Consider the following 24,903-nt stretch of genomic DNA (forward strand, 5'->3'; position numbering starts at 1 on the left):
GCGTATAAGAAATAAAATCAAATTATTAAAGGGGAGTTGTATGAAAAATATCAAAAAGTATTTAATCGCATTGATGTCGATTTTTCTTTTGGTGGGCTGCTCTTTCCCGTCATCTAAAGGTCCATCCGGTGCAACATTGAGCATCAAGCCGTATACATTGAGCGAACATGAAAGGCTATTGCTTACGATGGCAGGAGCGGACATTCCGCAATTTTTTACAGTGAACGGGAAGATTGCCGAAGATGAAGATTTGAAGTATTCCGTTGAGGTCTATCATGAAGGGAGACTTAAAGAGGAACTACTTCTCACATCTTCGACGCTTGACAAACGCTTCAAGGGGGAATTGATTTCGTTCAACGTGGCGGAACTCGATGAAGGACACGCAAAAATCACGCTCAGCTACCCTTCAGGAAGCACATCGACCACATACCCCATTGAAGTTGCAAGCTTGGCCCGCTCATTCGGTAATCTCGTAGGAACAGATTCCACTCTCCTTAAAGACAAACCGATTTATCTTGCCGCTTGGGTCGGAACGAAAGGCAGCATGCTTCGCAGTATTGTGCCTTCGGACGACAGTGGGTTGCCTAAAGGGCTTGAAACCTATGACATCGCCTTGCTGTACAAGGTCGTCTGGACGGATGCGAAATGGGACTGAGGAAAAAAACAATAACCAAAAAACCAAACTGTTTTAATGGGCTCAACAGCTGTTACGATGAACATTAAGAAAACCCTTTTCAAGTCAATAGGCTCGAAAAGGGTTTTCTTAATTTAGATCATGCATTTAGTTGATTATCTTAATGTACAAGCACCCGTACAATTGATTGATTGTCATTCACTAAAAAGTATGACAAAATGCATTCTTATTATGTTAGCATGAATTTAGATATCGGCTCTTATTAGCAACTTATGTGAGTCGCCATTCACTATTATTTTAAGGGGTGGGGTTGTGAAACTATTATTTCCTTTGTTAGCAATGTTAGGCGGTGCTGCAGTCGCCTTTCAAGTACAAATTAATGGTAGTTTAGGGAAAAGGACAGGTGTATTAGAGGCTTCCTTTATCTCATTTGGTATAGGTACACTTGCATTGTTTTTTATTGTTTTATTTTTTGGTAAAGGAAATTTTATGGCGGTTTCTACAGTCCCTAAATGGCAGTTACTCGGAGGTCTGTTAGGTGCATTTTATGTGATCGTTACTATATTAATTGTGCCAAAGCTCGGCGTAGCACCTACGCTCATTGCCGTCATTGCTGGGCAAATCTTATTGGGAGCGATTATCGACCATTTTGGGCTATTTGGCGGAGAAGTTAAACCGATCGATTTAAAAAAATGCGCAGCTATTATTTTATTGTTTTTCTCCCTGTATTTATTCAATCATAAATAACTAACGGGAATGGGGACTAGTTTTATATCACATTGATTTCATCAGTGCCCGTATGATATACCCGATTGCATCCCCAATTAAGCATTTATCCATTTCCTTCTCATACAATTATATTCAATATGGATTAGGTACCCGTGCTATATAAGAGAAGGAGATGGTGCTTTGAAAAACACGATTGGTGGCCTTTTATTTGTACTTTGTCTTTTCTTCGCAAGTGTTTCCGTTCATGCTGCACCTTCATATGTAGATATCCCCCCTACCCATTCCGCAAGCAAAGAAATTGAATATCTTGTCAGCAAAGGCATTCTGACAGCAACTCCATCATTCGGTTTCAATGAAGCGATTTCACGTATCGAAGCGGCGGAAATAATTGTGAAGGCGCTAGGGTTGAGTAATGAAGCGTTTCCAGAGGTCGATTTTCTTGATGTGCGTCCAGAGGATGATTTCTATGCGACAGTCCAAGCGATGGCGTCCAATGGATACATGGTTGGGAATGGAAAAGGAGAATTCATGCCCTATGCGCAGTTGTCACGAGGGGCAGCGGCATCTATATTCGTTTCTGCTTTTAAGTTAGAAGGAAAGTCTGAAACGCTATTCCGCGATGTTCCTGCATCCTATTGGGCAAGTGATGCAATCGGAATTTTGATAGAAAATGAGATTACTTTTGGATATATGGATGGGACATTCAAGCCGACCACTCCTATAACAAAAGGACATTTCAGCGTCTTTTTAGCAAGAATAATGAACCCGGAATTCAGAACGCGACCTGCCTGCTATTCAACGGAAGCTAAAAAATCATATGCCATTACTGTTCCGGTGACGAACGTCTGGCATACGCCCGGCAAAACGCGTAAGATCGATGAGATTTCGATCCAGGCAAAACCGGATATGAAAAAATGGACGTCCCAATTGACAATTGCCGAAAAGCAATGGCTTATCGGTCGGACGGACACGCAAGCGTTGTATGGGAATCCTGTCGAAATTATAAAATCGAGTGGGAACTGGCATTATATAGCGATTAAGGACCAACCGAAAACCGGACATAAGAATGGCTATGAAGGTTGGGTCCCGAAATCGCATGTAGCAGCTTCCACTATTAACGATACAAATTGTCCAATCGCCGTTGTGGATGCAAAAATAGCAACGCTCTACAATGTACCGAAATTGGATAGCAAACAGAAATGGTTGGACATTAGTTACACGACAATATTGCCAGTCGTGGATGAACTCGGTGAATTCCTGGAGGTTTTAACAGTCGATGGCCAGACGAAATTCATGTTGAAGAAGGATGCCAAAGTGTATGCAAATTACGCAGCTATACCGAAACCGTCGGCAAAAGACATCATCGACAGTGCCAAACGATTTGTGGGGCTTCCCTATATATGGGCAGGTACTTCTGCTTACGGTTTTGACTGCTCAGGCCTCACCTATTCCGTCTATAAAAACCACGGCATCATTATCCCACGAGATTCCTTCGTTCAGGCAACTCATGGAAAAGCGGTTAGTCGCAATCAGCTACAACCTGGTGATCTACTATTTTTCGCTCACAATGGTGGCAAGGGAAAAGTCTATCACGTCTCGATGTACGTCGGTGACGGCAAGATGATCCATGCCCCAAACTCTTCAAGGAGTGTAGAGGTTATTTCAATCGACACACCTTCATTTAAGAAAAATTATTCCGGCGCACGCAGATATTTGATGGCAGATTGATAAATAATTCAAAATTGTTTCCGCCGCTGTGCAACACACATTTATGACAATTCAATATTGTGGATATAAATACACAAATAAACCAACCGGTAATTGATACGGCTGGCTTCTTCAAATACTTTATACAATTGTAGTGTATTTACTGAATTGTGTGCTGCACAGGCACCAGATACTGGCACCAGACATTTGGTCATACTATCTGGGGACTCCTCATTCATCCGTCTCATCTTCATCCACTGCATACTGTTTTAAAGCCCATACAAATATATCTTTATCATTATCAAAACCACTCGGGTCGCTAAAATGGTTCACTTCCCCGCAATGCTGACAAACCGCCAGATCGTGACCATATAAACAACCGACTCCTGGCTGTTCAACATTAATAAGCATTTCATATGGAATAAACACATCGTTGGAACAGAATCTGCAAATCATCAGCTTATCAAAGACCGTTATTCGGCACTTAATTGGCCGTAAATAACTGATGCTCATTCCTTTATCACTTCCGTGTATTCAATGCTCGGTACATGTTTTTCTAGTGTCTGGTCGTAAACTTCTTTTTCCTGAAACATACGGTTATCGCCGCATGTTGTGCAAGTTAGCGATTGAAAGGTGAGCTGTTCCGTCTCCGTTCCACCTAATGGCTGTAAATCCATGTATACTTCTCGATGCCGGAATTGATTCCCCTGACAGAACAAGCAAGAGAGTTGCTTGCCAAGAACGTTCACTTCGTAGATCCCTCTTCTTCTGACCATCTTGCCACCTCCATTATGATATTGATAAGCTATTAGACAATGTTCACTTCCCTCTTCTTTCTCCCTTGGCAGGTCTAGTAAACAGATAAACTGCCACTTGCAGCAAAATAATTAGAACAGTGACGAGTACTAGTAATTGCACGGATGAGAACGGCTTGAAATATCCTTCCCATTCCTCCACTTTATTCACACGTAACACCCAACTATACGAACTGAGAAAAGAGAGGATATTAGCGATCAGAAGCACAATGAAAGACGATTTTCTTTTTGCTAAAAAGGCGAAATACCATACGGCGATAATCATCAGTCCGTAAACGATCATTGAATAGTTTTTGTAATCATCATACATGGAGAGAAAAACGAACGGAATACAATAAACGGCCAATAGGAGTATCGTGTATTTGTTTAGTTTCATAACTAGCTACCTCCCCCTTCTAACTATCTCGGCAAAGGACCTTTGTTGCTCCAATAGGTGGTTAAATATACTACTTACTACTGCTAAGATTGCTAACATAATTGCCAAGGATGGTTTTCCAACATCATATAAAGCGAAAGCAGCTACACTAAAAATGATAAGTTCAAGTACTACTCGCCCAGAACCTTTGACTCGCAGAGGACCCTTAGGTGAGACAAAGATCCCCCAAACGATTGCCATTAACAGAGGTGATCCCATGCCTAATACTGCTTTCATCAGAAAACCACCACCACTTTGAAATCCCCAGTGTGACACGGCAACTAGGCCACACATCTCTAACATAAAGCGAAGCGCTAGGTTTACTTTCATTCCCATACACCCTTAATTTCGTAATAGCTTTACTATACGTACTATTCAAGGAATTGGTTTCGACTTATTTGTAATATACAGCATTTGATTTAATATTAGTTTTCTGTGCTATTATTGAGTTTTAATCGATTAACTACATAATAGTAACGCACAAAAGGGCAATAATAAGGATGAAGTCGCTTTAAACTTACAGCACTATACAGGAGGTCTATAAATGAATAATAATGATATATTAATTCGATTACGATATGCTTTAGATTTAAAAAATACTGAGATGGTAGACATTTTCAAACTTGGTGGCGTTGAAGTAACAAAAGAAGATGTGCTACTGTTGCTTACAAAATCAAATGATGATGAAGCAGAAAATGAATTGCAAATGAAGTGTACGAATCACATGTTGGATTCATTTTTAAATGGCCTCATTATCTATAAACGAGGAAAACAAGAGCCAAAACCAGGACAACCTCAAGCTCCAGCAGGATCTAGCATTACGAATGAAAATGTTAATAATATCCTACTAAAGAAAGTGAAAATAGCACTCGCGTTAACGGGTGAGGATATGCTTGATATTTTAGAAGACGCAGGAGTCATTGTATCAAAAGGCGAACTAAGCGCTGTATTGAGAAAAGAAGGCCACAAAAATTATAAACCGTGCCTAGATCGATATGCTCGAAACTTCTTAAAAGGGTTAGCTTTAAAATATAGGGCCTAATCATGAAAGCACTAGGCACCCGAATAATTCAGAATTGTTTCGGCGGCTGTGCAGCACACATTTATGACAATTCAACAAATAGTATAAAAATACACAAATAAGCCAACCGGTACTTGATACGGTTGGCTTATTCATATTCTTTATACAATTGTAGTGTATTTACTGAATTGTGTGCTGCACAGGCACCGAATTAATTCCGAATTTACTTACCTCTTCCCTTTATCATAAATCTCACCTAACGCTCTTGGGGCGCGGTTTGATTTGGAGAAGAAGATTAATAATAATAACGTTACTACGTACGGTAGGATCATGAATAAATCGGTGAAGCTGCTTGGCAATGCCATTGCTTGTGCAATGAACATTCCCCCGGATTTAGCGAAACCGAATAATAGACAAGCTGCTAATGTCGGGAGAATTCGCCAGTTGCCGAAGATTAATGCGGCGATCGCTAAGAATCCGTATCCCATATAAATGCCTGAAGAAAATTGGGCTGAAATGGAATAGGCGAAACACATACCCGCAAGACCTGATAACAGTCCTGATATTAGAACCGCAGAAAACCGGATTTTATATACATTTACACCAGCCGCGTCAACGGATTGAGGATTTTCTCCACTCGCTCGTAGGCGCATTCCAAACTTTGTTTTATACAATACATACCAAGCAAAAATGGCAATGACAACGATAATTACTTGGAACGGATACACATTCGTAAATACCGCACCGATGACAGGTATATTCGCTAAGCCGTCAATCGTAAACCGCTCTGATACACCTAATCGGAACTTGTCCGAAGCGGCTCCGAATACGAGGGCATTAATTTGTGTCGTTAAGAAAGTCGTTAAAGCTAACGCCAAAATATTAATGACAACACCGCTGATCACTTGATTTGCCTTAAATTTAATACTTAACACAGCGTGGATAACGGAAAAGCCCATTCCGCCAATCATCGCAAATAGTAACGCCACGTAGAACATATCTTGAATAGGTGCTCCTGTCGCATTTGCGATTAACACTGCTGACATCGCTCCGATGAATGCACCGAACCCTTGAAACCCTTCAAGTGCTAGGTTTGTAATCCCACTTTTTTCACTATATATACCGCCGATTGCCATAATAAAAAGAGGCAGAGCAAAGGATAATCCATCAATAATAATCGTATCCATTTATGATTCACTGTCCTTTCGATCCACTTCTTTTTCCTTCAAGCGGCTCACTTTATGCTTCAAGTACTCACCACACGCACTAAATAGTAGGATGAGCCCGATGATGACAGAAGCAATTTCTCGTCTGATCCCAGCTTGTGAACTCATATACGTGCTTCCTTGGTCGATAATGGATACTAAGAAGGATGAAAAAATAATTCCGATTGGATGAGCGTTTCCTAATAGTGCAACCGCGATAGAGTCAAAACCGAGACTTGTTAACACTTTTGGCTGGATGGAAGCGTAGTAGCCTAAATAATACGTAACACCTGCAAGACCAGCTAAACCACCTGAAATGATCATCGCTAGCACTGTATTTCTTCCGACCTTAATGCCTGTATAGTTTGCTGCATTTCGGTTCGAACCTACTGCTTTAATTTCAAACCCAACAACTGTTTTATCCATAAAGAACTTAATGAAAATTGCCATTGCAATTGCCAAAATAAAGCCCAATGGAATATTCATTTTCAAGTTTGCGAACTCGACGTTAACTAACGTCAATCGTGCTGCTTCCGTAATATATTTGGATTGTCGTGAAACCGGGTCAATATAATACATATGAATAAAGAAGCTAATAACGTATTGAGCAATATAATTAAGCATGATCGTCGTTACAACTTCATGGATGTTAAATTTATATTTTAACCATCCGACTAATCCGCCCATTAAGCCGCCGGCAACCATTCCGACAAGCAATACAAGCGGTTTTGCAATGAAGGCATCCAACCCACTGTAACCAACAATAATCGTCGCTAAAAATCCTGAGAAGAGCATTTGACCGGAAACCCCAATATTAAATAGGCCCGCTCTAAGCGCAACTGCTACTGCAAGGCTTGCAAATACCATTGGCGTCATAGCGTTTAGCAATTGCAAAAAGTCGGTGAGCATGCTCTTATAGCCAGCGTACGTTGGCTTCGGAAAAATTCCTGCTCCTTGGAACAAGTTGTAAAATGCTTGCAACGGATTTTTGCCGAGCAACAAGATGACGATCGCCGCGGCGATGAAACTAAGTAGTATCGAGGCGACCGGAATTGTGATTGGTTGCCATTTTTCATTCCGTATCGGCAACAACAGACGATAACTTAAGCTTGTGTTCTTTTTATCTTTACTCATGCTTTGCCCCCATCATATATTCACCGACTTCATTCGTCGTTAACGATTCGCTGCTTGCAATCTTTTGAAGTTGGCCATTATAAATAACGCCGATCGTATCCGCTACGTTCATAATTTCATCCAACTCTAATGATACAAGTAAAATCGCTTTTCCTTGATCACGTTGCTCGATGATCATCTTATGAATGTTTTCAATTGCACCGATATCTACTCCACGTGTTGGCTGCACGAAAATCATGAGCGGAGACTGTAATTCGATCTCACGGGCAATAATTGCTTTTTGCTGGTTACCGCCACTCATCGAACGAACTTGCGTCTTAATCCCTTGTCCACTTCGAATATCATATTTATCAATTAACTGACTGCCATATTGATCGAATTCCTGTTTATTCAAAATCCCTTTATTCGAAAACGGCTCTTTGTAATACTGCTTAGAAGCTATATTCGTTGCGACATCAAAGTCCAAAAACAATCCAAATCGTTGACGATCTTCAGGTACATACGAAATTCCAGATTCCGTTCTGCTTCGTATACTGTCATTCGTAATATCCTGTCCATTGAGGAAGATCTTTCCGCCACTCGCCTTTGCTAAACCGGCAATGGCATCCGCAATTTCAACTTGACCATTATCTGCGACACCTGCAATCGCAAATATTTCCCCACCGTGTATCGTAAAGGAGACGTCTTTCACGACTTCAAATCCGTCCTCATTTTTCACCGTTAACTGTTCAACTTTCAATACTTCCTCTTTAAATTGAGCCGGTGTTTTTTCAGATTCAAAACTTACTTCTCTACCGACCATTAATTGAGCCATTAGATTCGTCGATGTCGTCTTCACATCTAACACATCAATCAATCTACCTTTGTTCAATACGGCACAACGGTCAGCCACTTTTTTAATTTCCTCTAACTTATGTGTAATTAAAATGATTGTTTTTCCACTATTTCGCAGACCTTCAATAATACCGAGTAAGAACTCGATTTCTTGTGGCGTTAGGACGGCAGTTGGTTCATCAAAAATAAGAATTTCAGCTTCACGATAAAGCACCTTTAAAATTTCGACACGTTGCTGCATGGAAACCGTTAGATCGGCAATTTTCTTCGTAGGATCCACTTCCAAGCCAAAGTTCTTGGACAGCTCTTCAATTTTACGATTCGCATTTCGAATATCTACATATGGAAAGATACCGGCAAATTTGCTAATGGGTTCAATCCCTAAAATAATATTCTCTGTAATCGTATAATCCTCGACTAACTTAAAATGCTGGTGAACCATTCCGATGTTAAGGTTTGCTGCATGGTTCGGCGAACTAATTTGAACCTTCTCCCCTCGAATAAAGATTTCTCCTTCATCGGGTTCATACATCCCACTCAGAACGCTCATTAATGTTGATTTACCTGCACCATTTTCACCGAGTAAGGCAAAAATCTCGCCTTTTTTAATGCCAATGGATACGTCATCATTCGCTACGATTCCAGGGAAACGTTTCGTTATATGTTTCATTTCTACAATATAATCTGACATCGTTCGATCTCCTTCCTCATAAATCGGAAAAACAATAGAAGTTCATCACTCTCTACTATTCACTGAGTAGGGAACTGATAAACTTCTACTGTCATTGTGTCGCTAATTCATCTTATAGTCCTGGAAACTTTTCCGGAGTGTGTTCATTAAAATTAGATGCAGGTACGATCGTGCCATCTTTCACTAACTCGTACGCTTCATTCAATTTGTTTAGCGTATCCTCAGATAATTGATGACGACCTTCTTCTTTAATGAAACCAGTTGAATCTGTATCTGCATGAAGAACTACATTTCCGCCTGCAAACGTTCCGTCAGCAACAGAGTTCAATGCCTTTTCAATGTTCATGCCCATAAATTTCACACCAGATGTTAATACGATATTTTTAGAACCATTTGCGCCGTCATCATATTGGTCAACATCGACACCAACTACTTTTACGTCGCCCTTCGCTTCTTTAACTGCTGTGAATACACCATTACCCGTACCACCTGCAGCAACAAACATAATATCTACACCTTGTTTAATCAATGCATTTCCGATTACTTTACCAGTTGCTTCATCTGCAAAAGATCCTGCGTAGTTACCACCAACATTAGCACCCGTCACATCAGTTCCTGCATAACCAGATAACTCAACGACTTCAACGTTTTTTCCGTATACTTTATTCGCATAATTTACGCCTGATTCAAAACCAAATTGGTAGTTTACATTTGAAGGATAAGCGATACCATTTACAACCGCTACTTTGTTTGTCTTCGTTTCAAGTGCTGCAGCCATTCCTGCAAAGAAACCACTTTCTTGTTCAGCGAAATTCATTGCATAAACATTATCAAAATCTGTTTGGCCATCTACAGGAGCTGGCTCAGTGTCATTCATAATAAAGATTTTATCTGGGTTTTCTACAGCGATGCTAGAAACGCCAGCAAACTGGAACCCAGGTGTAACAATGACATCATAATCTGCCACAATATCAGCAACTGCTTGTACAGCAGCAGCAGGATCACCAGTTGGCTCTTTCACAGACTTCACTGTTGCTGTTGGATTATTTTTAATAAAGTTCAAAATTCCATTATAGTTATCTTCATTGAAGCTTCCATCGTCAACACCAGAAGGGCTAGTTACAATAGCGATTTTCAATCCTTCACCAGTGCCCGCCTTATCTTCCTTTTTATCTGCTGAGTTACTTCCGCACGCGGCCATAACAACAGTCATTAAAGCAAGGACTAATACCATTGCTAATTTCTTTGTATTTTTCGTCATCGAAATGATCCTCCCTGTTAATCATGTTAAATTTGTCGTTCATGTAAAAATTAAAAAAGCACCGAATGACATCGGTGCTTGACTCCAGGAAGGTAAATAATAGAGATAATTACGTAATTTATCCCCATACTTATATACACAACCTCGTAGTCAAGCTCTTTACGGCAGCTTGGTAGAAACTTTCGGGCCATATCCCCAACGTTATACGAGAATAGTATTTAATTTTTACTAACTCATACTAACACCACAGCTTCCAGCTGTCAATAAAAAACCAAATGATTTATCAAAAACAACCCCCATCGTTCGGAATTACCATTTCCTCATTAACGTTCCCCATTAACGGTGCCTGTGCACCACACATTTATGACAATTCAATAGAAGTAATATATATACAAAAGGAAGCCGCCCATTCGTTGATTTAATCGACTTCTACATTTATTTTATGCAATTGTAGTGTATTATCTGAATAGTGTTCTGCACAGTGCGGCACACATTTATGACAATTCAATAAAAGTAATATATATGCAAAAAGAAGCCCACCAATTGTTGATTTGGTCGGCTTCTTCATTTTATTTTATGCAATTGTAGTGTATTGTCTGAATAGTGTGTTGCACAGGCACCCACACAAAGCGCACCCACACAATTTGTTATGCTCTTGGAGGTGTTCCTTCAGCGTTTGAGACAACTGCATCGATTTGGATTAGGGCATCTCCAGGTAACGCGCATACGCCAACTGTTCTTCGTGCAGGAACGCCGCCTGGGAAGAATGTTGTGTACACTTCGTCTACCGCATCGATATCCGCGATATCTTTAAGGAAGATATTTACTTTAACGACATCGTCTAAAACGTGTTCGATACTTTCTACAATTGCTTTCATGTTTTTCAAGCACTGTTCAGCTTGCTCTTTTACACCACCAGCTACTACTTCACCCGTTTTTGGATCGATTGGTAATTGAGCTGATAGGTTATTGTAATGAGAGAATGCTACAGTTTGTGTAGATAGGGAACACTTTGGTGCATTTTCAGTGTTGTTCGCCCAAATAACGATTCCATGTCTGTCTTCAACAGGTTGTGGAGGTGTACCGTCTCCGTGTGACACGACTGCTTCGATTTGTACTAAAGCATCCATCGGTAAAGCTGAAGCTGCAACAACTGTACGTGCAGGGACGTAAGCTACAGTTCTAGCGATTGCCGAGTCTGGGAAGAATGTTGAATACACTTCGTTTACAGCTTCCGTATCCGAAAGGTCTTTAAGGAAGATGTTAATTTTAACAATATCGTCAAAAGGAACGTCGATACTTTCTAAAATTGCCTTAATATTTTTCAAGCACTGTCCAGCCTGCTCTTTTACGCCGCCAGCTACTAATCTGCCAGTTTTCGGATCGATTGGCAGTTGAGCTGAAAGATTATTGTAGTGAGAGAATGAAACAGTTTGTGTAGATAGAGCACATGTTGGTGCATTTGGCGTATTATTTGTAAGCTTAACAAGGTCGCCTGCTTGTGGTGCGTTTGGAATTGTTCCTTCACCGTGTGAAACAAGTGCTTCAACTTGCACTAAAGCATCCATAGGTAAAGCTGCTACTGCGACTACCGTCCGTGCAGGAACATAAGTTGTAAAGAATGTTTTATACACTTCGTCTACAGCGTCAACGTCTTTAATATTCGTAACGAATACAGTGATTCTAACAACATCACTCATCGTATGATCGATGCTGTCTACGATTGCCTTAATATTTTTGAAGCATTGTTCAGCCTGCTCTTTTACCCCACCAGCTACCAGTTTACCTGATTGTGGTTCGATAGGTAATTGAGCTGAAAGATGATTGTAATGAGAGAAAGCTACAGTTTGTGAATATGGACCGATACTTGTTGGAGCATTTTCCGTATTTCTTGCTACTACTGCGTTATAACTACTCATGATGTATGCCTCTTTCAGATGGATTTTGTGTACTTATTTTATTCTACAAAACTTGAGTGAGTACCCTCTCGAATGGTTACTCTAGGTGAGTATAGCAGGCTTTATTCGTTTTGACACATGGTATATGTGTCTCTTGTGTGAACAGCTGTTTTACCTCTAAACACAAATAAAAAAGGCCGGAAGCATACGCCTCCGACCCCTTTATTAACCGCTATAAACACTTGCGCACGTTCCTGCGATTGGTTCATAAAAACAATGAAGTTTAAATTGGCCAGTAAACGGTTGGTTGTACCATGTTGGAGGACAAGGTCCGAATGGATTGAAATACCAAAGTGCAAATTTTGCTGGATGTTGTCTCCAATTATCCAAATTCCGTCTTGCTAATTTTTTTTCAGATTCTCTCGCTCGTTGATAAAATAAATTCCCCTTTTGAACAGCTTCAAAAGAATAATTTCCTCCCTGTACCTGAAAAATGACATCTTCAATCGTTCGTACATCTCGGAAGTCTAAACAGTCAGCTACAGCACGATTAACAATGACATTGCCTACATATAACATCCCTTGGTTTCCTTCACCCTCGGCTTCCGCTCTCATCATCCTTGCCATTAAACCAACGTCCGCTTCTCGGTACTTAACTCTCGGCATTTTTCCACCCCAAATGTATTGTATGAAAAATAGCCAGCTTTAATGACATTTTACCGATGTTAATTAAAACACAGAACAACCGTCCCTTTCCCAGCTTCCACTTTCACTTCAGCAGATGCTCCGTTAATGAACGTCATTTGTGGTGGGACGTGTCCGCAGTCGATATCGTAAACGATCGGGACACCAAGCTCTTTCGCCAACTCTTCATAAACATCTATAATTTCATAGTTCCGTACAGGCTGATTCGCAGGACTTCTGCCGAACATGATGCCGGAGCAATTGTCAAACCAGCCCGCGTACTTCATTTGCACAAGCGATCTGCGCATGTCAGTCGTGGAAAGTTCGCAGTTCTCGAAATACCAAAGGATCGGCTCGTCGTTAATAAACTCCTTTTGGAAAGCCGCCACGTCCCCGAAAGGTGTTCCTACAAGATGCCGGATGACGTCGACACATCCCCCTAGCAGACGCCCTTTCATCTGTACCGGTTCTCCGGAAATCGATTTCCATTCCGTCGGTTCTGTCAGATGGAATACCCACGGGCTCGGATTATCATGCTGCCATTTCTTCTGGTACTGTTCGGAGGACTGTTGCGTGACCGACTCACCGGGTTTTGTCTTGAGTACAGACCAGCACATTGCTGTCGTCGGATCGGTTTGCTCGCCCCTCATGTCGACGAGATTCGTTCCATGCGCCGTCGCGATGCCCGTCTTCAATGTCATCGCAAGGAGGAGCACACTCGTATCCGAATAGCCAAGAATCCACTTTGGAGTTGCTTTTTCAAATTCAATATGCTCTAAAATCTCAATTAACAACTCCCCACCCCAAGGAGGAAAAATGAAATCGATTGCCTCATCCTGCAACATCCCGTTCACTTCCTTGGCGCGAATGATCGCCGGTGCCGACTTCGCCTTATCCTGCGTCCATACCGTGTCCCCTGTTACAATGCGGAAGCCCTTTAACTCCATCTTCCCAATTGCTTGCTTCACCAATCCTTGCAATTCAATTTCCACACCAGATGACGGAGCAGTAATGCCAATCGTTGCACCGTCCGGCAAATATGGATACGTAATCATTATTCCATCCCCTCCTACCTTTTTCTGATTATAGCAAATTTACAATAGAAATGTAGCCAACGTTTCATGCAAATAAAAAAAGCCGGAAGCATTACGCCTCCGCCCCTTATTTATTCCTCAATATCCTCAAATGCCTCAGGATAATTAACCGTACCGAAAACTTCTCCAGTACTCTGATCGACCGTATCGATTGTCACATTTAGCTTCTCAGCATCGACACCATCATACAGCTGATAAAACATCCCAGACATCGCAAGTCCTAGCGATGCAAATACATCAAAGCTGTTTTCGTACGCATCCTTGTCGACGACTAGTGTGAACTTGGAGAAATCCTTATTATGCTTAATGTCCTTGATGGAGGCAAAGTCTTCATCATTGATCAGTTCATTAACATACTCCGTTACACTTGCTTTCATTTCTAGCATCATTTCTTTATGCTTTGCTTTCGTCATTTTATAAGTAACGGATCCGTCGTCGTTTTTCTTAACGTCTTTAATGCCGTCTTCTTTCGCTTGGGCTACGACAGAATCGATGTCTTCGCCCTCCAAGAAGGAGGCTGGTATTGTTACTTCAACGTTCAGGAGCCCTTTATCGACTGCTACGGCGCCGCTCGTTTCTTCAGTTTTCTTATCTTCTTTACTATCCACTTTATCATTAGCCTCATCCGTAGATGAACAAGCCGCCACGATCAGTAAAGCAAACAACAGAATTGCTAACAGTTTTTTCTTCATCAATTTCATCTCCATTAACTTATTGTACTAAAAAGAACACAGGTGAACCTTCACTCGAATCATAGGAAATCTTGAAGTCATCTCCAATTTTCACTTGATTGACAATATAGCCTTCTGCCATGCCGCCATTGTATATTTCCTTTGATAATTCATGCGGAATAACAGCACTCATCCAGTCATACACTTCTCCTTCATTCGACACGAAGTTGAAATTCATGCTGCTGAAATAAAGACTGTCATCCTCTGTTTCGGATTCTTTTAGGAATCCTTTCACTTTCACGATCGCGTATTCAAATCCCTCCGCAGCTCGTTCATTAAACATGTTCTCTTTTTCAATGATTGTCCATGCTTCGTCGCCACGAATCGTTTCTAGCAATGTAATCTCAACGAGTGATGCGTAAGAGTTGAAGCTGTCATCGTATATATTTTCTTTCACAGTGATCGTATCGCCGAATGGCAATGGGTTGGACCGCGTACCAATTGGCTTTTCTTTTTCTTCAACTTCTTCCTTTGCAGCTTCCGTCTCCTCTTGAGACTGTGAAGCTTCGTCCGCGTTCGACTTCACTTCCCTGGTGTTTTTCTCGTCAATATCCCCGCATGCTGCGAGAATCATCACAACTAGCATGCTACAAAACATTACTATTTTCTTCATTAGAATGCCCTCCTCTATTTTTTTCTTCAATGAAATTCCTCCAATCTCTACTTGCACGTTCGTGAGCATCGTACAGACGCAGTTTTTCAAAAAAAGTTTCAAACATTTTTATGTTACTTCTAAACTATAGAAATCCATTCTCTCCTAACCTAAGTCCCCTTAGGATGGAGCGAGGAAGAAAGTCAAAGTGAAACCTTTTCCGCCACCTACCGTAAAACTAGATATAGATGTTTAACTGTACCAAAAGACAGGAGTGATTTTCCGTTGGCACTTTTGAATTCAAATTCCCAGTACATACGAGCGGTGCGCTTGAAACAGGAAGAAATACCGCATGGCATATTTCCGTTCACCCTTCCCTTTGTCCGGAACTTGTATGAATTGGAGCTTCATCCGAACATTACGTATGTGATCGGGGAAAACGGCATGGGAAAGTCGACGTTGCTAGAAGGAATTGCCATTGCGTATGGATTTAATCCCGAAGGCGGAACATTGAATTTCAACTTTTCTAGTTTTGATTCCCACTCGGAACTCGATGAGTATATTCGCCTCGTAAAGGGGACGGAACGTGCGAGGGACCATTTTTTCTTCCGCGCGGAGACGTTTTACAATATGGCAACGAATATCGAGGAGCTTGACCAAGACCCATTCGGACCAAGAATTATTGATTCATTCGGAGGCGTATCCCTTCACGAACAATCACATGGGGAATCCTTCTTCGCCGTGTTCAAGGAACGTTTCAGGGGAAACGGTTTATATATTTTGGATGAACCTGAAGCCGCCTTATCCCCACTCCGTCAAATGTCGTTGCTTGCGCGAATTAATGAACTCGTGTCGGAAGGGTCCCAGTTCATCATCTCCACTCATTCACCAATCATCATGGCCCACCCACTCTCCAAAATCGTCCAGATTACAGAAGACGGAATCGATGAAACGACGTTGGAAGAAACGGACCATTACGCTATCATGAAACAGTTTTTCGATGATCGGGACCGATTGTTGTATCATCTTTTTCAGGATGATTAGTAGAGGCCCCATAAAATGCATAGCCCCAGATACCCGTTTGAATGGGTGTCTGGGGCTTTGTTGATTCCGTCATTCTCCTTTGGAAACTGGTTATATTTACTTGTTTTAATAGTTTGGAGAGTATCCTAAAATTGGTTTTGTATAAGTAGTTAGAAAGAGGTTTGGTGGCAAATGAGTATAGTTAATTATCTCGGTTGTAATTTCACTTTACCTTACAGCGATGATAGTAGTAATGAAAAAATATTAATTGGTGATAACTTTACTAATCACGATTTAATTAAGAAACACTTCACAACTAAGAGGATATATGAGGTTTATACTGATCAATATGTAGGTATGTCATTTGATGCAGACAACAAAGACCTTTACTTAAGACAAAGTTACAATGAAGCAAAAGAGAGTTTCCTTGCATTATGTGATCTGTTAAATGGATACCTCGAAGAAGGAGATTATTGCGAGTTATATACTTGTTGGGTTGGACAAGAGGAAGAAGATAGAAATTATCATTTTGACCAAACTATCAACCTTAATAACATTGACATCAACAACATCTCAATATTCGAGAAAACACTGTTAATAATTAGAAGATAATATTTAACAGGTGCTTTATTTAAAGAGCTGGGCTGCTTAGACGGCTCTTTTTTCTTGATCATCTAACTTGATACAACTGGCGGAAAGAGGTCATAGCCCATGAATGTATCTATTGGATATTTACTGGATAAATACTACGATTTTACACCGGATGCTGGAGGATATTTTCCGTTTGCAGTAGATATAGATGGAGGATGAGTAAAATTGCCCCTTTTAAAAATAGGTGATGTCTTTGGGATTGAAACTTCAAATGGAATTGCATATTTTCAATACGTTCATAAAAACGAAGATATAGGTTCGCTAATTCGAATCTTACCGAATTTATATAAGGACAATAACAAAGATGTGTTAAATGAATTAGTAGAACAGAAAGAATTATATCTTATTCATTTTCCTTTAGATGCTGCATTCGCACGGAAAATAGTGAGTAAAATGGGTAATTATCCAATGCCTAAGGATTTTGTATTACCGAAAAAATTTAGAGTTGACCATATAATAAAAGGTGAATTTATTTGCTGGTATATTGTTGATTATACGAATTGGCACAGAGAAAGAGTGGATAAATTAAACGATTACCAAAAGCGACTATCGCCTTGGGGAACGTGGAACGATACTCTTCTCAAGGAAAGATTGGCTGAGGGCTGGACTTTAGATTATTGGAGTTAAGCTATTCAAATAAGGTGCAGAACAGCGTAAAAGGAGAAGTATTGGATAAGGTAAAACTCTATTTAAAGCATCGTAAAAAATCATATCTCTTATATACTGCCATTTTCATTTCAGGGTTTATTATTGTTATTTTTATATTCGGACCACCGAAGTATTATGTTGTTCCTACTTTATCAATGATTACAGCTTATGGTTCTTTGGAATATGTAGGATTTAGACGCTGGCAAAAAGAGAAAAAGGGTGTTTCTAATTAAAGAGAAAATTGCTTTGGCTTTTAAACGAGTAGATTGAAAATGATGATTTGGGAAAAGCGAGGGATCGATTGCACGGGTTAATCTCAACCTATCCGAATGAATTGGAACTTCGTAAAAAGTTGGGAGACATTTATTTTGAATTAAAATATCCTGCGATGGCTGGCCGATACTGGTATTTAGAAAAGAATAAAACTCCCCAAATGGTAAAAGCGTGTATGCAATTTGAAAACTCTATGGGACATGACATGAATAAAATAGCGCGGGCATTAAAGTATAAAGGTGATATGGAGCTATTAGAAGGACTGGCCATAGACCCCGCACTTCTATCTAGTCAAAATAAAGTAAAAGAAAAATTAGTAGAAGAACCAGATGTTCCAATAGGGCCTAAATACAAATTGATTATTTTTGGTTGTCTTTCAGTAATACTTTCCATATTTTTTTTTGCATCAGTTGGGGTCTATACGTTTTTTAAGTGGATATTTTAAATTTATGATTGGCGTGATTAATGGTGGGGGTTTTATCTTTAGTTGCAGGAATAACATGCATAGTCATTTCATTGCTTATTTACATACGCGATATGAAGAAAGCCAATTCTGTTAAGGACAAGTGGTTGGAGTTTTTTAATTTTGTTTTAGATCCTTTTACCGGCATAACAGCTTTATTTTATTTAGGGCTTCTTCTCATGTTATATGGCTTATTGAGGATATTAAATTTACTATGAGCATTTTGCTAACGGGGATGAAAAATAGTGGAAATCTTATTTATAAATGTAAGTGAGGACTATGAAGAAGACGTAAATTTTGGTATTAAAACAAAGGAAATACCTATAAGTATTTTCGAAATAAAGTGTGAGGACATTGAGCAGTACCATAACCTTTTTAGAGGTGTAATATCCATTCTCGCTGATTATTCAACTAGGTTGATTACAATCATATCGGAACCTGTTCCATTAAAAATCCCCTTTCATTATAAACAAACTGTTTTAAAAGGGAAAAAGATGATTCAAACTGACTTCATAGATGCCTCAGCAAGCGGGTTCCTTGAAAGCTATTTTTCCGAAAATGAGTATCGAAATTCTAATGATTTTCTTTGCATAGGTGAAGTCCAGTCATGGGAAGTGAAACCTGGACCTGAATTTACCCCACTATCTATTATCGGTTTAAAAGGTCTGTTCGCCTTTTCTGAAGACCTGAAAATAATTCAGTGTGTAGTATTTGAAGCAGGCTTCCACTCTGAATTTTTAGCGAAGTTAGAGGAGATTAACTCCTAATCCTTGCTTAGACACCTCTTTTTTAACTAAAGTACAGGTTACTTAAACAAGGTTTAGCCACAATCAAGGTAGAATTCTCAAAAGGAGAAGTAAATAGGAGTAAACTATGCTTAGTTTTTTATTTGAATTAATTGCAGGGATATTCGGCAGTGTTGGAGCTAGTGATTCTTTACATACGAAAAAAATTGATCAAAATATAAAAAGGCTAAATCAGTACGATTGGTTTAATAAGATTTACGAGGACGAAAGATATCACCGTTTGTTTTTTGTGAACAAACATGTCCGACGTTATTTACAAAGCACAATCCGTGTTAGAAAAATCATTCGAAGTAAAGCAGCACAAAGAAAGCTATTGTGCCTTCTTAATAAAGAAATAAAATCGTGATTTTCTATCTCTAGTTAACGTATTAGGTTTAGCAGAAGAACCAATGAAGACCGGGACCGATTGTTGTATCATCTTTTTCAGGATGAGTAGCGAAAAACGAACGCTTTTACACTCATACTTATTCCCCTAATACAAGGGAAATCACTGTCGAAATATGTTATAATCGGAGGACTATATGGTTACTGTAAGAGGTGAAAAAATGAGCGGGTCTATCAATCAAGATTTAATTTTACAAGCGATTACGGAATTGTCGTCAATCGTTAAAGAGAACCGGAATGAACTGAAAGAGTTATCGTCAATTGTTAATGAAAACACGAAAGAACTAAAAGAGTTATCATCAATTGTTAAAGAAAACACGAAAGAACTGAAAGCCTTGTCCGCAACTGTCAACTCGAATCATAAAGAAGTGATGCAACGAATTGATTCAGTTGAGGAAAATCTTAGTGAAAAACTAGGAAAAGTTGATGCCAAAGTAACAATCCTTTCGAATGAAATATTAGAGACAAAAGCCGATGTACTACGGTTGCAGCAATCGAGATAATTAAGGTGCCAATGATCAAATCCCCTTCCTCATTTGATCATCGGCATCTTTTTTTATTCTGTCCCCATTACCAATACGGATTGTCCACCCACGGACCGACCGTAGACAATCTTGTCAGCTGCTTTGCCATATGCTCGGGGGTGTATGGCATATCGTTTTTCAGCCACCAAATGATGACGCCCAAATAAGCTGATGCGAAATAGGCGTTTGACATGTCAACGGGAACATTAAACTTAATTTTATCTTCAACCATATATTGTGTTGCCTTCTCCACCAATGTTTCAATAATTGCCCTGACAGACTCGGTGAAGTACGGAACTTTTTCTTGGACGAGCATAATTCTGTAAAAGCGGTTTTGTTCGATCATTTTTGTAAACAATCGAATGAAGATTGGGTGCGGATTATCACTGTCATATTTGAATTCAATGTCCTTCACTTGCACGCTAATTCTTAGATTTTCTAACGCTTCGTCCAGCATTTGTTCGAGTAATTCATCTTTATCGTAGTAATGCAAGTAAAAAGTTGCGCGATTGAGAGTGGACCTTTCGGAAATCTCCATTACCGTAATCTTTTTGTAATCCTTTTCTTCCATTAGCCCTAGTAATGCTTCCTCGAACATTGCCCTTGTCCTTTGAACTCTTGGATCGATTTTCGTAGACAATTCTTCTCCCCCTGTCGATTAACTAGCTCCGTACTAGACATTACTAATCACTATGACTAGAACGCAACATTTATCTGAACAATGTTTATTGTTTTAAATTTCTTGTTATCTATAATTATAGGGGATAACACGATGTCGATAAAGTGAAATTGAAACATAAATCACTCTGTTACACGGTTTTATTTTCATTTAGATGAAAATGTTTTTAATACTAACAAGGGGGTAATGTGCATGATTACGAAGAACGATATGAAGTGGGATGTGGAGACAGATGTCGTCGTTTTAGGCAGTGGGGGCGCCGCTTTAACGACAGCTATTCTTGCCCATGATCAAGGGGCGGAAGTTATCATCCTTGAAAAATCGGATCAGATTGGTGGAACAACGGCTTTTTCCGGCGGAATTCCGTGGATTCCGAATAACCGTTATATGAAAGAGCTTGGCTTGGAAGATTCGCATGAAGAAGCGAAAATGTATATTACAAAACTAACTCACGGTAAAGAACCGGATCCGGAGTTGATTGACGTATTTATTGAAAACGGAGCGAAGATGATTGACTACTTGTACGAGCATACGCCTGTAAAATTTGCTGTTCCTAAAGGGTATGGCGATTATTATGCAGATTTGCCTGGGGGCAAAAATGAAGGCCGCTCACTCGATCCCCTTCCGTTTCCTTTGAATGATTTAGGCGAATGGGCAGAGAAAATTAGACGCAACCCAATCTTCCCTCCTTTGACATTAGAGGAAGGCGGCGCTGTCGATCCAGGAGAGATTGACTTTACTATTGTTGCTGAACGAATGGAGAAAAACATTACGACAATGGGACGAGCGTTAGCTGGCAGCCTCTTCAAAGCGGTGCTTGACCGTGGCATTGAGACATTAATTTCCACACCCGGAAAAGAACTTGTGATGAATGATGATGGTGCCGTCATCGGAGTGCGCGCGGAAAAAGAGGATGGGACGGACTATTTTATCGGTGCTCGTAAAGGAGTCATGATTGCGTCCGGTGGATTTGAATGGAATAAGGAGCTTGTCCGTTCATTCTTAAAAGGGGCGATTACTCACCCGCAATCCCCAGCTTATAATGAAGGCGATGGATTAATTATGGCGATGGAGGCAGGGGCGGCACTTGCCAACATGACCGAAGCTTGGTGGTCACCGGCTTTCGTGGACCCGACGATTGAATATGAAGGGAAAGTTTATAATCAAATCGACCAGCAAGCACGCACGGCGGCGAATTCAATTATCGTCAATAAACACGGGAAACGCTTCGTTAACGAAGGCGCCACTTACATGGATCTGCCTAAATCGTTTTACACATATGATCAGAACTCGCAATCATTGCCGAATGAATCGAATGTGTGGCTCATTTTTGATCAACAATTAAAAGACCGCGCCTTAATTGTAACGATGGCGCCTGGCGAAAATGCTCCAGACTGGGTTCCGCAAGCGGATAGCATTCGGGGGCTTGCCGAAAAAATTGGAGTAGATGCGGATCAACTTGAAGCGACGGTCGAACGGTTTAATACGCATGCTGTCAATCATGAAGATCCTGACTTCAATCGAGGAACGTTGCACTTCGAAAATTTTGCAAATGGATTCCGAGGACGTAAAGCGATGATTGGACCGATTGAAAAAGGCCCATTTTACGCATTGCCGGTTTATGCAGGGGCACTAGGGACAAATGGCGGGCCGCGCATTAATGAACACGGCCAAGTCATTAGTTTACGCGGAGAAGTAATTCCCGGACTTTATGCTGCAGGCAACGCGGCGATGGGGATACTCGGCGGCGCGTATCCAGGTGCTGGTGGCACAATCGGACCTGCAATGACATTCGGTTATTTAGCCGGCATGCATATCGGCAACGTTCCATCGCGTAGGATAAGCGACGTGGAAAACGTTTTATTATAAAAGGAGGTATCGTCATATGCCTAGTGGTACACATACGGCCAAATTGGATATCCCAATTGAAAAGGTGTGGGATTTCGTTAGTGATATGAACAGATGGGCCCCGCTCGTGCCAGGCTATATCGAGCATGAAATTTTGAGTGACAAGCAGTCGACCTGGACGTTTAAAGGTGATATCGGCATTATGCAAAAGACAGTGAAATTGCAAATTGACATTACCGAGTGGAAAGAGCCTTCTCTCGTTACTTTCGATTTAACGGGTTTGAATGAAAACTTCGCGGGCAATGGGTATTTTAAAGCGGAAGCGATTTCGGATTCCGAAACGATTATGCACGGGAACCTGGACATCAGTGCAAGAGGGATGATGGGACCGATGATCAATACAATTTTAAAATCATTCGTCCCAAAAACCACGGAAGATTTAACAAATGCAATCGCAGAAGAAATTACAAGCATTGAATTGAGAAGGGTATAACGATGGTGCCATAACGATGGTGCCTGTGCAGCACACATTTATGACAATTCACAAATAGTTATAAAAATACAGAAAGAAGCCAACCGAATGTCGATTTGGTTGGCTTCTTTAATTCTTTCATACAATTGTAGTGTATTATCTGAATCGTGTCTCGCGCAGCCGCGCAAACAATTCAGACACTTCATCACTTCCCATCTTCATTCCCCTTATACCAACTTTTCGTATAGTTGAGCACTTGAAGAATTCAGACCTCGAATCGTTACGATCACCCCATCTTCCTCTAGCTTTTGTTTCACTTTACTAATCGCTCCGACAGAAGACTCATCCCACAGCTGGCTATCTTCAAAGTCGATAACAATTTCCTTTTCCTTAACATCACGAAACGATTGGATGAATTTTGTCGTCGACGCGAAAAACAATGGGCCTTTCACCTTGTATATGCCAGCATCACTGGTCACATTCACACGAGAAATATTAGCAACGAAAAATAGCGAACTTAGAATGACACCGACAACGACACCGATTGCCAAGTTATGCGTATACAAAATAATGGCGACGGTAATTAGCATAACAATCGATTCCGCTTTTGGTGCATGCTTAAGGAACTTGAACGACCCCCAGTTGAATGTCGTTGCCGCGACCATAATCATAACACCAGCAAGAACTGGCATCGGAATTTTGACGACGACGTCTCCTAGGACAATGATTAAGAACATAAGGAAGGCACCCGCCGTAAATGTGGATAAACGTCCACGACCACCCGACTTAATGTTAATGACAGATTGTCCAATTAGCGCGCATCCTGCCATTCCGCCAAAAAATCCTGTAATGAAGTTCGCAATTCCTTGCCCACGCGCCTCTTTATTTTTATTGCTCGGCGTATCCGTCATATCATCCAATACTTGGGACGTGAGCAATGATTCCAATAAACCAACGATTGACAAAGCTAATGAATATGGAAAAATAATTTTCAACGTCTCAAAGTTGAGCGGAATATCTGGAAGGAAGAACGTTGGCAATGTACTTGGCATCTTCCCTAAATCACCAATTGTTTGCAACGACACACCGCTCATTAATGCGATACCTGTCATAACGACAATCGCGATGAGTGGCGCAGGAATTGCAGTGAAAAAACGCGGCACTGCATAGACCAAAATCAATGTAGCAATTGCAAATACATACGTTAGTACGTCACCGCCCCGTAAATAAGGCAGCTGGGTAATGAATATCATAATACCGAGCGCATTCACAAACCCAAGCATGACGGAGTTCGGAATGAAACGCATTAAATTCGCAACCCCAAGTCCCCCGAGGACCAATTGGATAATTCCAGTCAAAACAGTAGCTGCAAGGACGTACTGCAACCCATGATCCGCCATCAAGTTGACGAGGACTAACGCCATCGCACCCGTTGCAGCCGAAATGAGACCTGGACGTCCACCGACAAACGAAGTGATAACGGCAATTGTAAATGACGCATAGAGCGCGACACGCGGATCAACTCCTACGATAAACGCAAAGGCTAACGCCTCAGGAATGAGTGCAAGCCCTACGACGATTCCTGCTAATATATCAGCTCGAACATTTCCGAACCATTGTTGTTTTAAAGTATGCATATGTTGTACTCCTCTCTGTGTCGAAATTAACCATGCATACCTACGATAGA

General features: G+C 40.7%; 28 protein-coding genes and 1 riboswitch. Of the genes, 13 read left to right on the plus strand and 15 right to left on the minus strand.

Annotated elements, in window-relative coordinates; all coding sequences use genetic code 11:
* The first annotated feature begins 40 nt into the window (after positions 1 to 40).
* The 3 genes from QM454_RS03145 to QM454_RS03155 all read left to right on the plus strand — a co-directional run bounded on the left by QM454_RS03145 (position 41) and on the right by QM454_RS03155 (position 3,091).
* Entirely contained in the window at positions 41 to 655 is a 615-nt protein-coding gene (locus QM454_RS03145; RefSeq protein WP_432361474.1) for a hypothetical protein, read from the plus strand.
* Positions 656 to 946: 291 nt separating this feature from the next.
* Positions 947 to 1,381, plus strand: coding sequence for a DMT family transporter (locus QM454_RS03150; RefSeq protein WP_432361477.1), 435 nt, complete (start codon positions 947 to 949; stop codon positions 1,379 to 1,381).
* Positions 1,382 to 1,543: 162 nt separating this feature from the next.
* Positions 1,544 to 3,091, plus strand: a complete 1,548-nt coding sequence (locus QM454_RS03155; RefSeq protein WP_432361480.1) for an NlpC/P60 family protein — start codon at positions 1,544 to 1,546, stop codon at positions 3,089 to 3,091.
* A 210-nt stretch (positions 3,092 to 3,301) separates the two neighbouring features.
* Here QM454_RS03155 and QM454_RS03160 read toward each other — a convergent pair whose 3' ends face one another.
* From QM454_RS03160 to QM454_RS03175, 4 genes are read right to left on the minus strand one after another with little or no spacing between them, the layout of a single operon-like run.
* Entirely contained in the window at positions 3,302 to 3,583 is a 282-nt protein-coding gene (locus QM454_RS03160) for a hypothetical protein (protein WP_432361483.1), read from the minus strand.
* Complete coding sequence (locus QM454_RS03165) at positions 3,580 to 3,846, minus strand: hypothetical protein (RefSeq protein WP_432361486.1); 267 nt, start codon at positions 3,844 to 3,846, stop codon at positions 3,580 to 3,582. The genes QM454_RS03160 and QM454_RS03165 overlap by 4 nt, the downstream gene beginning before the upstream one ends.
* A gap of 43 nt (positions 3,847 to 3,889) precedes the next feature.
* On the minus strand, positions 3,890 to 4,261 hold the full coding sequence (locus tag QM454_RS03170) for a hypothetical protein (RefSeq protein ID WP_432361489.1): 372 nt from the start codon (positions 4,259 to 4,261) through the stop codon (positions 3,890 to 3,892).
* Between the two features lie 6 nt (positions 4,262 to 4,267).
* Complete coding sequence (locus QM454_RS03175; RefSeq protein WP_432361492.1) at positions 4,268 to 4,630, minus strand: YrdB family protein; 363 nt, start codon at positions 4,628 to 4,630, stop codon at positions 4,268 to 4,270.
* A gap of 214 nt (positions 4,631 to 4,844) precedes the next feature.
* On the opposite strand from QM454_RS03175, the gene QM454_RS03180 reads away from it, so the two are divergent.
* Positions 4,845 to 5,342, plus strand: a complete 498-nt coding sequence (locus QM454_RS03180; RefSeq protein ID WP_432361495.1) for a DUF1456 family protein — start codon at positions 4,845 to 4,847, stop codon at positions 5,340 to 5,342.
* Positions 5,343 to 5,548: 206 nt separating this feature from the next.
* On the opposite strand, the gene QM454_RS03185 is transcribed toward QM454_RS03180, so the two are convergent.
* The 9 genes from QM454_RS03185 to QM454_RS03225 form a co-directional block, all read right to left on the minus strand.
* The gene (locus tag QM454_RS03185) at positions 5,549 to 6,508 is read right to left on the minus strand and encodes an ABC transporter permease (RefSeq protein ID WP_432361498.1); all 960 of its coding nucleotides are present in this window, start codon (positions 6,506 to 6,508) and stop codon (positions 5,549 to 5,551) included.
* Positions 6,509 to 7,660, minus strand: a complete 1,152-nt coding sequence (locus QM454_RS03190) for an ABC transporter permease (RefSeq protein WP_432361501.1) — start codon at positions 7,658 to 7,660, stop codon at positions 6,509 to 6,511. It lies immediately after the preceding gene.
* Complete coding sequence (locus QM454_RS03195; protein WP_432361503.1) at positions 7,653 to 9,185, minus strand: ABC transporter ATP-binding protein; 1,533 nt, start codon at positions 9,183 to 9,185, stop codon at positions 7,653 to 7,655. Before QM454_RS03195 ends, QM454_RS03190 begins: the two co-directional genes overlap by 8 nt.
* Before the next feature lie 112 nt (positions 9,186 to 9,297).
* Positions 9,298 to 10,446: a BMP family lipoprotein gene (locus tag QM454_RS03200; protein WP_432361506.1), complete on the minus strand. Its 1,149-nt coding sequence runs from the start codon at positions 10,444 to 10,446 to the stop codon at positions 9,298 to 9,300.
* A gap of 127 nt (positions 10,447 to 10,573) precedes the next feature.
* Positions 10,574 to 10,675: riboswitch (purine riboswitch) on the minus strand.
* Between the two features lie 418 nt (positions 10,676 to 11,093).
* On the minus strand, positions 11,094 to 12,365 hold the full coding sequence (locus QM454_RS03205) for a Rid family detoxifying hydrolase (protein ID WP_432361509.1): 1,272 nt from the start codon (positions 12,363 to 12,365) through the stop codon (positions 11,094 to 11,096).
* A gap of 204 nt (positions 12,366 to 12,569) precedes the next feature.
* Complete coding sequence (locus QM454_RS03210; RefSeq protein ID WP_432361512.1) at positions 12,570 to 13,010, minus strand: cell wall hydrolase; 441 nt, start codon at positions 13,008 to 13,010, stop codon at positions 12,570 to 12,572.
* A gap of 59 nt (positions 13,011 to 13,069) precedes the next feature.
* Positions 13,070 to 14,083 carry a S66 family peptidase gene (locus QM454_RS03215; RefSeq protein WP_432361514.1) on the minus strand — a complete coding sequence of 338 codons (1,014 nt, stop codon included), beginning with the start codon at positions 14,081 to 14,083 and terminating at the stop codon, positions 13,070 to 13,072.
* A 110-nt stretch (positions 14,084 to 14,193) separates the two neighbouring features.
* Positions 14,194 to 14,814, minus strand: coding sequence for a hypothetical protein (locus QM454_RS03220; RefSeq protein ID WP_432361517.1), 621 nt, complete (start codon positions 14,812 to 14,814; stop codon positions 14,194 to 14,196).
* 19 nt (positions 14,815 to 14,833) lie between these two features.
* On the minus strand, positions 14,834 to 15,466 hold the full coding sequence (locus QM454_RS03225) for a hypothetical protein (protein WP_432361520.1): 633 nt from the start codon (positions 15,464 to 15,466) through the stop codon (positions 14,834 to 14,836).
* 264 nt (positions 15,467 to 15,730) lie between these two features.
* On the opposite strand from QM454_RS03225, the gene QM454_RS03230 reads away from it, so the two are divergent.
* The 7 genes from QM454_RS03230 to QM454_RS03260 all read left to right on the plus strand — a co-directional run bounded on the left by QM454_RS03230 (position 15,731) and on the right by QM454_RS03260 (position 20,196).
* Entirely contained in the window at positions 15,731 to 16,489 is a 759-nt protein-coding gene (locus tag QM454_RS03230) for an AAA family ATPase (protein ID WP_432361523.1), read from the plus strand.
* 171 nt (positions 16,490 to 16,660) lie between these two features.
* Positions 16,661 to 17,080, plus strand: a complete 420-nt coding sequence (locus tag QM454_RS03235; RefSeq protein WP_432361526.1) for a hypothetical protein — start codon at positions 16,661 to 16,663, stop codon at positions 17,078 to 17,080.
* Between the two features lie 204 nt (positions 17,081 to 17,284).
* Positions 17,285 to 17,746 (plus strand): hypothetical protein, encoded by a 462-nt coding sequence (locus tag QM454_RS03240; protein ID WP_432361529.1) that lies wholly within the window; start codon positions 17,285 to 17,287, stop codon positions 17,744 to 17,746.
* A gap of 41 nt (positions 17,747 to 17,787) precedes the next feature.
* On the plus strand, positions 17,788 to 18,000 hold the full coding sequence (locus QM454_RS03245) for a hypothetical protein (RefSeq protein WP_432361532.1): 213 nt from the start codon (positions 17,788 to 17,790) through the stop codon (positions 17,998 to 18,000).
* Between the two features lie 32 nt (positions 18,001 to 18,032).
* The gene (locus tag QM454_RS03250; protein WP_432363837.1) at positions 18,033 to 18,485 is read left to right on the plus strand and encodes a DUF6584 family protein; all 453 of its coding nucleotides are present in this window, start codon (positions 18,033 to 18,035) and stop codon (positions 18,483 to 18,485) included.
* Between the two features lie 263 nt (positions 18,486 to 18,748).
* The gene (locus tag QM454_RS03255; RefSeq protein WP_432361535.1) at positions 18,749 to 19,270 is read left to right on the plus strand and encodes a hypothetical protein; all 522 of its coding nucleotides are present in this window, start codon (positions 18,749 to 18,751) and stop codon (positions 19,268 to 19,270) included.
* A gap of 584 nt (positions 19,271 to 19,854) precedes the next feature.
* Entirely contained in the window at positions 19,855 to 20,196 is a 342-nt protein-coding gene (locus tag QM454_RS03260; RefSeq protein ID WP_432361538.1) for a hypothetical protein, read from the plus strand.
* Between the two features lie 67 nt (positions 20,197 to 20,263).
* On the opposite strand, the gene QM454_RS03265 is transcribed toward QM454_RS03260, so the two are convergent.
* Positions 20,264 to 20,857 (minus strand): TetR/AcrR family transcriptional regulator, encoded by a 594-nt coding sequence (locus QM454_RS03265; protein ID WP_432361541.1) that lies wholly within the window; start codon positions 20,855 to 20,857, stop codon positions 20,264 to 20,266.
* Between the two features lie 231 nt (positions 20,858 to 21,088).
* On the opposite strand from QM454_RS03265, the gene QM454_RS03270 reads away from it, so the two are divergent.
* Both QM454_RS03270 and QM454_RS03275 read left to right on the plus strand, forming a co-directional pair.
* Positions 21,089 to 22,765: an FAD-binding protein gene (locus tag QM454_RS03270; RefSeq protein WP_432361544.1), complete on the plus strand. Its 1,677-nt coding sequence runs from the start codon at positions 21,089 to 21,091 to the stop codon at positions 22,763 to 22,765.
* Between the two features lie 16 nt (positions 22,766 to 22,781).
* The gene (locus QM454_RS03275; protein ID WP_432361546.1) at positions 22,782 to 23,237 is read left to right on the plus strand and encodes a CoxG family protein; all 456 of its coding nucleotides are present in this window, start codon (positions 22,782 to 22,784) and stop codon (positions 23,235 to 23,237) included.
* Between the two features lie 206 nt (positions 23,238 to 23,443).
* Here QM454_RS03275 and QM454_RS03280 read toward each other — a convergent pair whose 3' ends face one another.
* A complete protein-coding gene (locus tag QM454_RS03280) occupies positions 23,444 to 24,853 on the minus strand; it encodes a SulP family inorganic anion transporter (protein WP_432361548.1) in 1,410 nt (469 codons plus the stop codon).
* Between the last annotated feature and the right edge of the window lie 50 nt (positions 24,854 to 24,903).

It is taken from the genome of Sporosarcina sp. UB5, assembly GCF_050859005.1.
In the GTDB taxonomy this organism is placed as follows: domain Bacteria; phylum Bacillota; class Bacilli; order Bacillales_A; family Planococcaceae; genus Sporosarcina.

Excerpts from the sequence above, each read along its gene's own strand:
- QM454_RS03170 (WP_432361489.1), bottom strand. The coding sequence starts at position 4,261 with ATGAAACTAAACAAATACACGATACTCCTATTGGCCGTTTATTGTATT.
- QM454_RS03175 (WP_432361492.1), bottom strand. The coding sequence starts at position 4,630 with ATGAAAGTAAACCTAGCGCTTCGCTTTATGTTAGAGATGTGTGGCCTA.
- QM454_RS03185 (WP_432361498.1), bottom strand. The coding sequence starts at position 6,508 with ATGGATACGATTATTATTGATGGATTATCCTTTGCTCTGCCTCTTTTT.
- QM454_RS03235 (WP_432361526.1), top strand. The coding sequence starts at position 16,661 with ATGAGTATAGTTAATTATCTCGGTTGTAATTTCACTTTACCTTACAGC.
- QM454_RS03200 (WP_432361506.1), bottom strand. The coding sequence starts at position 10,446 with ATGACGAAAAATACAAAGAAATTAGCAATGGTATTAGTCCTTGCTTTA.
- QM454_RS03165 (WP_432361486.1), bottom strand. The coding sequence starts at position 3,846 with ATGGTCAGAAGAAGAGGGATCTACGAAGTGAACGTTCTTGGCAAGCAA.
- QM454_RS03180 (WP_432361495.1), top strand. The coding sequence starts at position 4,845 with ATGAATAATAATGATATATTAATTCGATTACGATATGCTTTAGATTTA.
- QM454_RS03145 (WP_432361474.1), top strand. The coding sequence starts at position 41 with ATGAAAAATATCAAAAAGTATTTAATCGCATTGATGTCGATTTTTCTT.
- QM454_RS03215 (WP_432361514.1), bottom strand. The coding sequence starts at position 14,083 with ATGATTACGTATCCATATTTGCCGGACGGTGCAACGATTGGCATTACT.
- QM454_RS03195 (WP_432361503.1), bottom strand. The coding sequence starts at position 9,185 with ATGTCAGATTATATTGTAGAAATGAAACATATAACGAAACGTTTCCCT.
- QM454_RS03160 (WP_432361483.1), bottom strand. The coding sequence starts at position 3,583 with ATGAGCATCAGTTATTTACGGCCAATTAAGTGCCGAATAACGGTCTTT.
- QM454_RS03270 (WP_432361544.1), top strand. The coding sequence starts at position 21,089 with ATGATTACGAAGAACGATATGAAGTGGGATGTGGAGACAGATGTCGTC.
- QM454_RS03190 (WP_432361501.1), bottom strand. The coding sequence starts at position 7,660 with ATGAGTAAAGATAAAAAGAACACAAGCTTAAGTTATCGTCTGTTGTTG.
- QM454_RS03280 (WP_432361548.1), bottom strand. The coding sequence starts at position 24,853 with ATGCATACTTTAAAACAACAATGGTTCGGAAATGTTCGAGCTGATATA.
- QM454_RS03205 (WP_432361509.1), bottom strand. The coding sequence starts at position 12,365 with ATGAGTAGTTATAACGCAGTAGTAGCAAGAAATACGGAAAATGCTCCA.
- QM454_RS03260 (WP_432361538.1), top strand. The coding sequence starts at position 19,855 with ATGAGCGGGTCTATCAATCAAGATTTAATTTTACAAGCGATTACGGAA.
- QM454_RS03275 (WP_432361546.1), top strand. The coding sequence starts at position 22,782 with ATGCCTAGTGGTACACATACGGCCAAATTGGATATCCCAATTGAAAAG.
- QM454_RS03210 (WP_432361512.1), bottom strand. The coding sequence starts at position 13,010 with ATGCCGAGAGTTAAGTACCGAGAAGCGGACGTTGGTTTAATGGCAAGG.
- QM454_RS03220 (WP_432361517.1), bottom strand. The coding sequence starts at position 14,814 with ATGAAGAAAAAACTGTTAGCAATTCTGTTGTTTGCTTTACTGATCGTG.
- QM454_RS03225 (WP_432361520.1), bottom strand. The coding sequence starts at position 15,466 with ATGAAGAAAATAGTAATGTTTTGTAGCATGCTAGTTGTGATGATTCTC.